This window comes from Microcoleus sp. w1-18aA5 (assembly GCF_036701705.1).
In the GTDB taxonomy this organism is placed as follows: domain Bacteria; phylum Cyanobacteriota; class Cyanobacteriia; order Cyanobacteriales; family Microcoleaceae; genus Microcoleus.
Genome location: NZ_JAUPTE010000006.1, coordinates 74372 through 87174, shown reverse-complemented (window position 1 = coordinate 87174; position 12803 = coordinate 74372). Strand labels below are relative to the sequence as shown.

Genomic DNA, 12803 nt, shown 5'->3' with positions numbered 1-12803 from the left:
AACTCGCAACGGATATTTAGCCGAAAACTATCAGATTGTCCATCAATAAATACAGCTTATTTTTTTTCAATACCCCACCCCCGGATTAATTCCCCGTTCCGCGCCGTAATCATAGCAGTTTTCCAGCCTCGTGAGGTCAAGCTTCTAAATTTCCGATTCCCCGTTGCGCGTTACTAATTCCCAATTACTAATTACCGACACACCGGGAGTGGAACTGAAAACCCCTAGGGTTGTATTGAACTGTAGCGACTTGTGATCAAAATGTTATTGCCAAGATCCCGGAAGTCCCGCAGCCAAAAACTTATGGCAATAAAAAAGCAGCTTTCGGGAGCTGCTAGTCAGAATGCATGAGGTATTGTTTTTAGAATAGGACAGATTAAATTCGATCGGTGCTGGGTTACATTTTTTGATACGAGAGAGTTGATGAGGGAATGGACGATCGTAAAATCGTCACATAGCAGGGTATCATTGATGCTAAATTTCCCGACAATCAAGTTAGCGTTTAACTGTCCTTGCGCCCTACAGCCCTTCAGCGGTGGGGCCATTTTATTTTTAGGGATAACTCAATAGCCGGCTTTCAACGAATCAGATGATTCTGGCATTAGTTCTTGTATAAAATCTCCGTATCGCCACATCCTCGTACCTATAAAACTTACGCATTACATCCACTCAAACCCGGTGGATTTCAAAATATGGGGTAGTTAAACGGACACACTCAGACAAAAATCAGTATTTTTACCGAAGTCATACAATTTTAGATTTTAGATTTTAGATTTTAGATTTGGGGAATAACTGATGAAGCTGGTGGTTTGGAGCTTGCTTAGGGTTGCATTATTTTTGGGAACTAATATCACAAGTCTTCAAAAACCTGTTATTTTCCCACAAACCGGGTTTATGAATGTATCAATTGAGATCAGGCCCGGTTTCTGGTTTGATAACTTTTTGGATTTCCTCGATCGCCCTATTCGCCACTGCTTCAGGCCTTTCACCCACACCAGCATAGACTCGGACATCTGCTTGAGTGTAGAAACGCTCTCGCTCTTTCAAAAGGCTTTGCAGCTTTGATTTAATCTCGCCCTCCTGCAGTAGGGGTCGAGCGGTATCCGAACGCAGTCGATCGTACAGTTGATCTACAGGCACATCCAGCCAAACCACTACACCGTAGTGCAAGTAACCCCAATTTCTCGATCGCGTCACAATGCCACCGCCCGTAGCCACGACCGAATTTTGATACGCAGACAACTCCCCAAGCACTTTACTTTCTAGTTCCCGAAAAGCCTCTTCCCCTTCTTGATCGAAAATCTCAGCAATTGACTGATTAGCAACTCGAACAATTAGTTCATCAGTATCAAAAAAACGGTATTTTAATTTTTTTGCCAAAATCCGCCCCACCGTTGTTTTCCCCGCACCCATCATCCCGACGAGATAGATATTTACTCCCCTCAACCCATCCACTGCCCAATCCTCCGATATTTTTCTATTTTTTCAGGTTAATCGATCCGCCACTGGGGCGATCATCGTCCTCAAACACATCACCCTCATCCAATCCCCAATCATCATCTGCTTCGGCAAGAGGATTTATTGGTGCTTCATCAGCGGGTTTAGGAATATCCCCTCCCGGAGGAACCAGCACTCGATACTCCGCATCGTATACAGCCTCAGTTTGCCCCACCCCAGACTGGCTCGGATCTCGATAACCGTAAGAGTATACTGAGCCAGCCCAAGACTTGCTTTTCGGTTCCTGCTGAGCTTCGTAAGCCCTCGGATTTGCCGCTGGAACATCATTTACCTGGGGTTGATCGGAAAAATCGCGATCGTCCCCCCAATCGTCATCACCCCCTTGAGAGCCGGATTTTGAGCCATCTGAGACCCAATCGTCCTCATCGTCTGCTGCATAAGCCCCCGGTTGAGCGTAATTCTTCGCCCCATCCGGGTTCGGAGTTTCTTGCAGGAAAGTCCCGGCACTGTAACCAGCCGACGTGCCGTACTCAGTTCGGTAGGAACCAGCAGCCTGAGTTTGACTATTTTCCCTATTCAGATCCGGGTCAATTTCCAGCTTTCTAGGAGGGGGAGGCGGCGTGTAAGGCGTTCTCCTGTCCTCTGGGAAAGTATCGGGACGGCTGCGACTGGATCTGCCGGCGCGGTCTGCCGTTAGAGATAGGTAATTTGCAAAAGCCAGCAAACCAGAAATCAATAAAGATGTGAGAGCTCCCACCGCCATGCTCAGCAAAATCCAGATAGATAAGGGCACAGCAGGCGATCGAACTCCCAAAAACACCAGCGATAAGGCCGGCTCCACATTTTGCAGGGCAAAAATAGTTAGCCCCACCACAATTACTAGCAAAAATACAGGTCGCATATTAAAAATATTGGTAATTTGTTTGTTGTCAGTTGTCAGTTGTTTGTTGTCAGTTGTTTGTTGTCAGTTATTGGTTATTGGTTATTGGTTATTGGTTATTGGTTGTTACTGTCAACTGCCAACTGCCAACGGTCAACCGTCAACTGTCAACTGTCAACTGTCAACTGTCAACTAACTCCCTTCTTCTTCTTTCCAGCGTTTGAGAGGAACGCAATCAATCCCCAACTGGTCTAAAGCGCGAGCCACCACAAAGTCTACCAAATCTTCAATAGTTTGCGGATTGTGATACCAAGCAGGAATCGCTGGTACAATTCTAGCTCCAGCTTCCGCCAAGGTAGTCAAATTCCGCAGGTGGATCAAGCTAAAAGGCGTTTCGCGAGGCACGAGTACCAATTTTCGCCCTTCCTTGAGCTGAACGTCGGCCGCTCTTTCGAGCAAATCCGAGCTCAAGCCAGCCGCCAACTTGCCCAGCGTACTCATGCTACAGGGAATAATCATCATCCCTTGAGTGCGAAAGGAGCCACTAGCAATATTAGCACCGACATCTTGCCAGGGATGACAGCGAAGTTTACCCATTGTGGCTACTCCTGCTTGTTCCCGCCAGAATTCCTCTTGTAGCGTCGGTTCGGCGGGCATTCGCGTGTTCTGTTCGCTTTGCCAAACCATGTAAGTAGACTTGGAAGCGACCAGTTCGATCGCGCGATCGGCTTCCAACAAATATTTCAATGTTCGCACCGCATAAATCAGTCCCGATGCACCAGTAACTCCTACAATTAGGGGGTAGTTATTCGTCATTAGTTATTTTTTAGTTGACTGTTGACTGTTAGTAATTAGTTGTTATATCAAATCTGTTAGCATAGGAATTATTCATAAATCTCTTATCTTCATCTGCGTAAATCAGCGTCCATCCCTTGTCATCTGCGGTGAAGAAATTCTCTTTTTTAAACCGCAGATATAGGCAGATTAACACAAATTAACGCAGATAAGTTATATAAATTCCGGTTACACCGTCCGTGAGTGTCGAGTTTTGACGGGATTGTACGCCCGACGCTGCTACCGGATTTGATATTAGTCATGAATTATTTTTTGATGATTTTTGAGTCTAGTTGGTAGTCCATTAATACTTAGTTGCTAGACACTGACAACTAAGTATTAATAACAGTTAACCGTCAACAGTCAACTGTCAACTGTCAACTGTCAACTGATTATTCATCATCATCAAAAGCTTGACTGCCGCCACCAACTGCAACTAAATCAATTTGCTGGCGGTAGTAGTCAACACTCTTGACTTGAACTTCTACCCGATCGCCCAAACGGTACTGATTGCGGTTTTTGCGGCCTACCAGAGTTTGCTGGCGCGATCGATATTCGTACCAGTCATCCTTTAGCGAAGAAACGTGCACCAATCCCTCAACACGCAAGATGTCGCTATCGGGTGGCCGCACCTCAATTTCCACAAAGAAACCGTAAGACTGCACACCTGTAATCAAACCCTGGAAAGTTTGCCCGGTGCGTTCTTTCATCAATCCGGTTTTCTTCAATCCCTGCAAATCGCTTTCGGCATCCTCAGCAACTCTTTCGCGTTCGGTTAGGTGTACTACTACCGATGCAAACTCCGTCTCAAATTCGTGGTGCAAATCTGGGGGGAGAACATTCCAAGTAATTTGACCGTGACAGGAGGAATGGTGCAAGTCAACTTTTTCCTTAGCCCGTGTTGTGCGGCTGCTGCGGCCTTGCTCGAACACCGCTTGCAACACCCGCAGTACCAGCAAATCGGCATAACGGGAAAGCGGCGAAGTGCAGCGCGTGTAACCCTCTGACAGCCCCAAACCGAAGTGTGGCTTGGGAGTTGTGCTGTAAACAGCGGGCTTCATGGTGTCTTCTAGCAGGTAGGTGAGAACTCTTTCGGACTTAAGGCCGGCAAACTGCTGGGTAAATCGCTGAAAGTCCAAAGGCACAACTTCTTCTTCGGTTTCGAGATACAGTTCGCCTCCGAGGTTGTTGGAGAGTTTGATGAACTCTTGAATGTCTGCCGGGTCTGGCATCGGCTGGACACGGTAAATTGCTGGGACTCCCAAGGCTTGCAGGTGAGTGGCGACAGCTTGGTTGGCGAGTACGACCAACTCGGACACAGCCGACTGAGCGGGGGGAGCTGTTGCAAAAGCTCCTAATTCGCCTTCGTCGTCGAAGTGAGAGTTAGCATCAGGCAAATTTAGTTCAAAAGCTCCCCGTTTGAGCCTTGTCTGTCTGGCTGCCTGTGAGGCGGCACCGAGTTGATCGAGGAAAGGACGGAGGGCGGAGGATAAAGGGTGCTCTTCGGCATCGCCTGGTTCGAGAATTGCTTGAGCTTGCTCGTAGGTAAGGTGGTAGTCAATTTGAATGACGCTGGTTTGAATTTCGTATTCTAGGAGTTCTCCTGATTGGTCGAGGGTGAGCAGTATGCTGAAGGCCAGCCGTTCGCTGTCTGGCAGCAGGGAGCAGCGCTCGTTGAGGGTTTCTGGCAGTACGGCGATGATTTTTTCTCCCAGATGGGCGGCGGTGCCTCGCTTGCGCGCTTCGCGGTCGATCGGGGTTTCTGGCTGCACGTACTCGGCGGCGTCGCTGATGTGGATTCCTATTTGCCAGCGGCCGGGCTTCAGGGTTTCGATCGACAAAGCGCGTTCCACTGGCGGATCGGAGAGGAAGGATGTCGGGTCAAACTCCTTTTCGCCTCCTCCTTCGGAGAGATTTTCCTCCTGGGCTTGAGGAGCATTGTTTTCGCTGTTGGTTGTTGCCGGTTCGTTTTTGCTGAAGCTAACAGTCAGAATGTTACGCAAATCTAGGCGTTTTTTGATGTCGGTTTTTTTGACTTTGCTGGGCAAATTTTCCGCTGCTTTGATGACGGCGGCGGGGAACGATCGCGGTAAGTCGTGTTTGCAGCATACGATGTCGAGGTCGTCAGCGGCTTCGGCGTCGGAACCGAGTACCTGTACTACTTTGCCGACTGGCCGATGGGTGCCGAGGGGGTAGCGTTTGACTTCGACGTGTACTAGATGGTCGATCGCCTCTTGGAGATTTGTGCCGTTTGCGAGCAAGTCTAGTTCAAACAACAGGCGATCGTCCAGGGGGATTGCTCTGTAGCTGACGCGGCCAGTGGGGGTGGCGGTTTGCTTGACTCGCGCCAGTACCGAGGGGTTGGCGCGTTCGAGGATGAGCATGACTTCGCCTTCGGGCGATCGGCGGCGGCTACCTTCTTTGATGATTTTGACTAAGACTCGATCGCCATTCCAAGCTGTCGAGAGGTGACTTTCCCGCACATAAACGTCTTCTGAGCCTTCGGCGTCTTGAATTGCAAAGCAAAATCCTTTGCTCGAACAGCGCAGTTTTGCTTCTACTACGTCGTCTTCAGCTACTCGGCGATAGCGGCCTTTGTCTTTGACTAATATGCCAATTTTCTCTAGAGCTTCTAATGCGATTTGAAGTTTGAGTTGACTGGTGGCGTCGTTGCAGTCGAGTTTTTTCTCCAATGCTTTTGGAGCCACTAATTTGTCTTCTGTAAAATTTGCCAGCAGTGCAGCGATAGAAAATTCCATGTAGCGATCGATCCTCTTGTTTCCAGCAATTAGTCTAAATTTTGGCGAAATCAGCCGCACCCCCTCGGGCCCTCGCAGTGCCTGCTTCCCAACAAATGCGCGGGTTGATAGGTGGAGACGCGAGCACAGCCACCTTGTTTCATCGCGAGTTTTTTTTGAGATTCTCTCCCGACACCGGCTTCGTGCTAATTGTCTGCTGTCTGTATTGAACTGACTGCTGACGGTGCAGAAAACTGTCCCGCACGCTATTCCCCAATACAATTTTTTAGCGTTGGTTTGTTTGCTTTTAGGTCAGCAGCGCCGAGCACTTCGCGAATTAGAAAGCCTCTGTCGGTTCTTAAAAGATGGCTCGATACTGAAAGCAACGGCTTGAGTCGAGGATGAGCCGATGGAGGGATGGAGAGGGAGAAAATGTGCATTTCTCGCTTCTGCCTTGTTTCCTTCTGCGTTGTTCCTTCTTCCTTTTGAAGTGCCTCTTGCCTCTTGCTTTAGCAAAGAACTTACCGGATCAAGGCAAAATTGCTAGTAGCTCGCCGCTGCGATGCCCCTGTTTTTTGCACGCGATCTGTCCTTGCGGACGGAGGTGCAACGAGCGGGCCGGGAGCAATCTGTGCTGTAGAAAGTGCAGGTACGCAAACCGGAGACTTTTACTACTTTTGCTTAGTTGCTGTGTCATCTCCTATAGGTAGAAATGACGCCCGATGCTTGTTAGCTTAAACCGCTGGATGTGGCATGGGGTTTAGTGGCGTTTAAGGTTGCGCGGATGACTCACCTTTAATTTATTGTATGTTGAATAGGTGCTTTCAGAAAATTGTTTTCTCAGGGCTGTACTACACTTAAGTCATAAGCCCCCTCTGGTTTCGGGGTCAAAAAATTATGTTTGCTGAATTTCGCGCCCTTTATCCCGCTGGACAGTTAATTTGTGAGTTGCTGACTGTTCATCACGGTAAGTTTGTTGTTCGCTGTCTGGTTCAGGTTGACGGCAAAACTCTGGCTACGGCTATGTCGGCTGCTGAGTCTGTTGAGGATGCTGAAGACCGCGCCCGGTTGCGAGCGATCGCTGTCCTTGGATTTGCTGCGCCCGATCGTGCGATCGCGAGTTTTGATCCGGCTCCGGTTGCACCAGTTGCTCCGATTGCTCCGGTTGCTTCCGTTGCTCCAGTTGCTCCTCCCCCTCCCCCTCCTGCTGCTGTTCCGGTTCCTGTTGGGCCGACAAGTGTTCCTCTTCCGATTCTAGAAATGCCTGTTGCTGACAAATTGCCTGAAACATATCAAAGCAATTTTGTCAAGACTGAAACGAAATTAAATGAAGAGCCGATCGCACCTGTACCGGAACCGCTGCCGCCAACGGTTGATCGCGTCGAGGCTACTGGATTTGTACCAAAGCAGTTAGACTCGGACGCTTGGCTTTCTTCTAGCTACGGCGAACCCCTTCAGGAACTGGATGTACCGACTTCTAGCGAAAGTGAACTGCTACAGGGTGCGGCCGAAGTCAGGGAATTGCAACCGATCGCGGTGGGAATCCCCAGCGATGCGATCGAGGATAATTCTGATACGATCGCCCAAATAGATGCCATCCTCAAACGCCTGCAATGGAAGAAAAAACAGGAAAGCGACTGTCTCGAACACAATTACGGCAAGTCGTCTCAGAGAGAGCTTTCTACCGAACAGTTGGTAGATTTCCTAGAATATCTGGAAATCTACAGCAGAACTACTGAGGAAATCAAGCGGTTGAACTGGACTCCCAACCAAGGAAAAGATTATCTCAAACAAGGTTATGGCAAAGAAGCGCGCCATTTCTTAAATCAAGTAGAATTGCTCGACTTCCTGCAATATCTCGAATCTTTGCCTTAGTAATTCTGTAGGTTTCTAGGTGTGATTTTTTTAAAAAATAGCTACATATAGCAGTTTTCAATTGTATGAAAAACAGTAAGGATTTAACTATGATGCCGTATCATGGGCCCCAGCATCTGTAATTCACTCCACTGAAAACTGCTATATGACTGTTAAAAATTAAAAATCAAAAATGAAGAATATTTCCTCATTTTTGATTTTTAACTTTTTATTTAGACCACAGCGGCGATCGGGCGGCTGGCGGAAGGACGGCGATCGATCACTTGATCGACTAATCCGTAGTCCTTTGCTTCTTCAGCGGACATGAAGAAATCCCGTTCGGTATCTTCTTCAATGCGGGAAAGCGGCTGACCGGTATGGTTGGCAAGATGTTCGTTCAGGCGACGTTTGTGGTACAAAATCTCTTTGGCCTGAATTTCAATATCGGTTGCTTGTCCTTGAGCTCCGCCTAGAGGTTGATGGATCATAATCCGGGAGTGAGGCAAACTCATCCGCTTGCCTTTAGCGCCGGCACTCAACAGAAAAGCGCCCATGCTGGCTGCCAAACCGAGACAAATAGTGCAAATGTCGGGGCGGATGTGGTTCATCGTGTCAAAAATGCCCATACCTGCTGTTACCGAACCCCCTGGGGAGTTGATATAGAGGTAAATATCTTTCTCCGGGTCTTCGGCGTCTAAAAATAGCAATTGGGCAACGATCAGGTTAGCCAAATCTGAGTCAACCTGTTGGCCCAAGAAGACGATGCGATCGCGCAGGAGTCGCGAGTAAATGTCAAAGGCGCGTTCGCCGCGACCGGATTGTTCTATAACTGTTGGGATCATTGACGCCTGCCTGCCTATTACGTATCTTTTTTTAATTTTAGCGATTAGGGCTCAGTTATAGTTAGCGATCGGTGGCGTGCGATCGAGAAATCGGCAAAATCCTTTATTTGGAACGGATTGGGGCGGTCATTGGGGAAATTGTGGCGGGGGTGCGATCGGAAATCCGATCCTGCAGGCGATCGATGTTGAGGAAGCGGACATCAATAAACGTTGTTATGTGGCGATCGTATCATTGGGAGAACTGAAATCGCTCGATCGCGACTGACACTAGAAAAATGGTCTAGAAACTCATTCAGCAAATCACAAGCTTCGATACAATCAAGCAGAATTTTCATCGGGACGCGAGTACCGATAAAGACAGGACTCCCCCCCTAAAATGTCGGGGTCGTTATGAACGATAGTAGCTGCGTATTGCAAAGAAAAGGTTGTGACATCGAGACAATCTTCCTCAGTCCAGGTATCACTTGGCTCGACTACAGCGAGATTTGGCTGCGATAACTCGTTGAGGATAAGAGTTGCCAAGCGCAGCCGCTGTGTTAGTGACAAAGTGCGGACAACTTGGATATAGGTTTCTTGAGCAGTGGTCGGCATAATACATCATCCTGCGTTGAAATTTAACCTAAACTGGTGTCTCGATCAGAATATCCATCGCCCTTTTCTCATATCATTAGAGGTGCGATCGGCAATCCTTCCCTTGATGCCCTCCGCCGTTCGGGATTTGCCCTGACCCATTGAATCCTTTGCTGATAGGTAACATTTAAATTAATCAAACTAATGAATAAAGATTTTTGGCTTGAACAAATTAAAAAAAGAGAAGTTTTTGAAAAAGCCTATGTCTATGCTATTTACTACCAAATCAAAGAAGATGCCTACTGCAACTTTATTGAAATAGCTTACTACCGACAAAATAAAGAAAAATTATTTAAAGAAATTGAATTATCTCTGGAAAATCCCAGTTTGTATGAACCAGAAACTGCGTTTTCATTCTATCTACCAAAATCAGATATGTTCTTCAGAAGGATGATATACACTCCATTCAAAGACTTAGTAATCAAATTTATTTTTGTATCGGTATTAGCTGAACTATTGGATTTTACGTTTGTTCACAATTGCTTTTCACATCGTCTTGATAGAAATATAAAAAATAAGATATCCAAGAGATATTTATATATGCCTCACTATGCAGGATTTCAAGAGTTTATAGATTGGCAATTTGCCCAAGTTGAAAATAGCACTTGTCTGCTGAAAACCGACATATCATCTTTTTATGACTCTATATCTCATGAATATCTCCTGTCAGCAATTTCACAAAAACTAAACATAACTAATGAAAGTCATTTTATGATTCTATTTAGTAGGACATTGAAATTCAAAACTTGTTACTATTCAATGGTGGACGGAAAATTATGTGAAACATATAATAGCCAAGGTATACCGATAGGAAATTCAGCAGAAGGCTTTATAGCTAATATATTTCTTAATGAAGTGGATGAAGCATTATTCAACTTAGGTATAAATTTCGGCAGATATGTAGATGATTTTAGAGTTTTTACAAACAATAAAAGTGATTCATTAAAGGTGTTAATAATCCTACAAGAATTTCTTCTCAAAATAGGACTAAATTTGAATACTTCAAAAACCAAAATCATAGAAGCTCAAGAACAAATTATTAAATTCATTAAACATTCAAATAAAAGTGGGATTTATGGAATGCCCTGTCAAGAAGAGAGTTCTAATGAAAGCCAGCAAGAAAAAAAGCTAGATAAAACCCAAATCATTAAAGAAATTGATTCTAAACAAGCAAGTGAGCAATATGAGAAATTATATTTTTTAAAATATCCAAAGAAAGTTATAAAAATAAACGATATTGATGATGAAGATAAAGCAAAAAAAATCTGTGTTTTTTTGAATGGCATTAAATTAGGCGCGAAACTTGAAAATCAAGCATTTAGTCAGCAGATGGAATCTCTTTATATATTGTCCAAAAAATACCCAAAACATTGGAGCTATTACTCTTGGTTGTGGGTAAAATTTATATCACAAAATTATAGTAATGATATTCAAAACATCAGCCTTAAATATCTTTTTAAAGTATTTGATGATGAACTTGTTAATGTATTTATCAAAACTAGAATTATTCATCATCTGGTTAATTCACGAAAGGGGGGCTTACCCTATATAGAAAGAATAGGGATGAATCAAAAACTACGAAATAGAATTATTGAACATATAACTAAGTTAATGAAAATCAATTGTATCGCATTGCAGTTGAATTGTATATATGCTTATTATCTGATGTTCAGGGACCGCGATCATCGACATTTGCAAGACTTTGTATCTCATAACTTAAAGCGTCCCATACCAAAACCGATCCAACAGGCTGTTTATCAGATAGGAACTTTATATGAAAATCATTCTCCAGGGTTAGCTTCTTTTGAAGAGATTTTGGAAGAGAGTGAAATAGAATATGAATCGGAAGACTTGAATTCTCAGTAAAATTCCAATCTTAAAAATCAATATCTCGATCGGGAGGTTCATAAATAACAAGCAAGCTTTTTGCTCTTGTAGATCCAACATACCTATCTGCGATATCCCAATTACTTAATATCAAATTCTTTTCTTTTTCAAAAAATAACATTATAACATCACTTTCTAGTCCCTTATACATCCCTATATTCGACCAATGAATAGTATTTTGATCTTTATCGGAAAATGAATATGGCTTAAGATAAAAACGAGCGATATGCGAATATTGTGAAAGTAGGGACTTTGATGATGGATACATATCAGTTAATATAACTATCTGAGCCGGAGAAACATTCTCCTTATTCACTAGATCGGTAATATCTTTTTCTAATAGACTAAAGATATCATCTGTATCTTCATATATCTGATGTATTACTTCTCTTCCTTCAATTAATGAACTCTTTCTTTCATAAATACAGGATACAAATTTCTCTGCATGTTTGAAGATTTTGTGAGTATTTCGACAGTTTTTATTTAAGACAGTCGGGTTTACTTGAAGGGCGCATCTATTTGCATTTTTTGATATTTTTTGATTACTATCTTGAAAAATGTAGAATATTCCATCATCAGGAATCAACTGTTTCAAATCGTTAATTTCCTTTTGCTCAAAGTCTTGTCCTTCGTCAACGATGATTGCTGTAAACTCAAATGTTAACTGAAATTTTTGTAGTTGTATTTCTTCATAACTATAAACTACACAGTAACCTACTGTAATTTCATCTTGTAAAGCAGCAGCGAGATAAAGAGAAAGGTTATTAGATTTACATATTACGAGCGTTCTAACCTTATGTTGGCATAACCTTCGTGCTTTTTCTATGGCTAACTGAGTCTTCCCTGAACCAGCACAGCCCAAAACAATGCACTGAGAATGGAAGCACAAATTATTCAAGATATCGAATTGCTGTTCTGTTAATTGAAGAATTTCTTGGTTGTTTTCACCAATATCATTAACAACATATTTTTTGAACACTGTACTTGGAGATATGAGGTTAATGATTGAATCTGTCCGCTGCTGTCCAAGTTTTGGGAAATTTCCTGCCGCTCGATAATAATCGAAAACCGAAGATATCCAGCCACTAATATTTCCTAACTGAGGACGTAAAAGTAAGATTTCTTGAGGTGCTTCCGAGGGTAGATTATTGGCCACGTCATCCATATCAGGAAAAGCCACACATTGTCCAATACAAAAATATTTATTTTTAAATTCGTCGTGTTTACTGAGAAAATCCAAAAACTTATACTTAATTTCTCTAGCTTGTTGAAAAGGAGATATCTTCATCTTGTATTGGTTCTGATACCATGCCATATTCAGATGATCGTAGGCGATCTGCCCTCCTTTGGCTTCTAGTATAATAATTCCTCGATCGGGATGAATAATGATGAAGTCAGCTTCCCTATCTTGAACGATATATTTGATGTGCTGCCACCATGCTCCATGAAAAACAACGTAGTCATCACTCAAATTTTTTTCAAAAATCTGGAATAGAGTCTTTTCTGCGTAGCTCTTAGTTGTTGATGATAATTTTTGAGGAATCATTCTTGCCATAACTATTCACCTCTTCTCTTTTTAGATGACTACTACTTTATTGGTAAGTTTTTATATAGTATTTGGAGAATAATTTTTATGGTGTATATTACCGCAAAAGGCTTTTGTATGTCAAGCCCCATTAG

10 protein-coding genes are annotated in these 12803 nt (G+C 43.8%); 3 read left to right on the top strand and 7 right to left on the bottom strand.

What is annotated here, in order from left to right; genetic code table 11:
• Positions 1–903 precede the first annotated feature (903 nt).
• The 4 genes from Q5691_RS03840 to Q5691_RS03825 form a co-directional block, all read right to left on the bottom strand.
• A complete protein-coding gene (locus Q5691_RS03840) occupies positions 904–1455 on the bottom strand; it encodes a shikimate kinase (protein ID WP_333343941.1) in 552 nt (183 codons plus the stop codon).
• A 22-nt stretch (positions 1456–1477) separates the two neighbouring features.
• Entirely contained in the window at positions 1478–2359 is an 882-nt protein-coding gene (locus tag Q5691_RS03835; protein WP_333343940.1) for a LapA family protein, read from the bottom strand.
• A 171-nt stretch (positions 2360–2530) separates the two neighbouring features.
• The gene (locus Q5691_RS03830) at positions 2531–3154 is read right to left on the bottom strand and encodes a flavin prenyltransferase UbiX (RefSeq protein WP_333209804.1); all 624 of its coding nucleotides are present in this window, start codon (positions 3152–3154) and stop codon (positions 2531–2533) included.
• Between the two features lie 410 nt (positions 3155–3564).
• On the bottom strand, positions 3565–5931 hold the full coding sequence (locus Q5691_RS03825) for a ribonuclease R family protein (RefSeq protein ID WP_333343939.1): 2367 nt from the start codon (positions 5929–5931) through the stop codon (positions 3565–3567).
• An 876-nt stretch (positions 5932–6807) separates the two neighbouring features.
• On the opposite strand from Q5691_RS03825, the gene Q5691_RS03820 reads away from it, so the two are divergent.
• Positions 6808–7785, top strand: coding sequence for a hypothetical protein (locus Q5691_RS03820; protein ID WP_333209807.1), 978 nt, complete (start codon positions 6808–6810; stop codon positions 7783–7785).
• Positions 7786–7997: 212 nt separating this feature from the next.
• Here the strand turns inward: Q5691_RS03820 and clpP are convergent, their stop codons facing one another.
• Positions 7998–8606, bottom strand: coding sequence for an ATP-dependent Clp endopeptidase proteolytic subunit ClpP (gene clpP / locus Q5691_RS03815; RefSeq protein ID WP_006635758.1), 609 nt, complete (start codon positions 8604–8606; stop codon positions 7998–8000).
• Positions 8607–8682: 76 nt separating this feature from the next.
• Here clpP and Q5691_RS03810 point away from each other — a divergent pair, with 76 nt between their 5' ends.
• On the top strand, positions 8683–8871 hold the full coding sequence (locus Q5691_RS03810) for a hypothetical protein (RefSeq protein ID WP_333343938.1): 189 nt from the start codon (positions 8683–8685) through the stop codon (positions 8869–8871).
• Positions 8872–8924: 53 nt separating this feature from the next.
• On the opposite strand, the gene Q5691_RS03805 is transcribed toward Q5691_RS03810, so the two are convergent.
• Positions 8925–9197: a hypothetical protein gene (locus Q5691_RS03805; RefSeq protein ID WP_333343937.1), complete on the bottom strand. Its 273-nt coding sequence runs from the start codon at positions 9195–9197 to the stop codon at positions 8925–8927.
• A 183-nt stretch (positions 9198–9380) separates the two neighbouring features.
• Between Q5691_RS03805 and Q5691_RS03800 the strand changes: the two genes are divergently transcribed.
• Positions 9381–11102, top strand: coding sequence for an RNA-directed DNA polymerase (locus Q5691_RS03800; protein WP_333343936.1), 1722 nt, complete (start codon positions 9381–9383; stop codon positions 11100–11102).
• 10 nt (positions 11103–11112) lie between these two features.
• Here the strand turns inward: Q5691_RS03800 and Q5691_RS03795 are convergent, their stop codons facing one another.
• Positions 11113–12678, bottom strand: coding sequence for an NERD domain-containing protein (locus Q5691_RS03795; protein ID WP_333343935.1), 1566 nt, complete (start codon positions 12676–12678; stop codon positions 11113–11115).
• Positions 12679–12803 lie beyond the last annotated feature (125 nt).

Bases quoted from the DNA above. Each gene is read 5' to 3' on its own strand.
- Q5691_RS03835 (WP_333343940.1), bottom strand. From the start codon at position 2,359: ATGCGACCTGTATTTTTGCTAGTAATTGTGGTGGGGCTAACTATTTTT.
- Q5691_RS03830 (WP_333209804.1), bottom strand. From the start codon at position 3,154: ATGACGAATAACTACCCCCTAATTGTAGGAGTTACTGGTGCATCGGGA.
- Q5691_RS03825 (WP_333343939.1), bottom strand. From the start codon at position 5,931: ATGGAATTTTCTATCGCTGCACTGCTGGCAAATTTTACAGAAGACAAA.
- Q5691_RS03820 (WP_333209807.1), top strand. From the start codon at position 6,808: ATGTTTGCTGAATTTCGCGCCCTTTATCCCGCTGGACAGTTAATTTGT.
- clpP (WP_006635758.1), bottom strand. From the start codon at position 8,606: ATGATCCCAACAGTTATAGAACAATCCGGTCGCGGCGAACGCGCCTTT.
- Q5691_RS03805 (WP_333343937.1), bottom strand. From the start codon at position 9,197: ATGCCGACCACTGCTCAAGAAACCTATATCCAAGTTGTCCGCACTTTG.
- Q5691_RS03800 (WP_333343936.1), top strand. From the start codon at position 9,381: ATGAATAAAGATTTTTGGCTTGAACAAATTAAAAAAAGAGAAGTTTTT.
- Q5691_RS03795 (WP_333343935.1), bottom strand. From the start codon at position 12,678: ATGGCAAGAATGATTCCTCAAAAATTATCATCAACAACTAAGAGCTAC.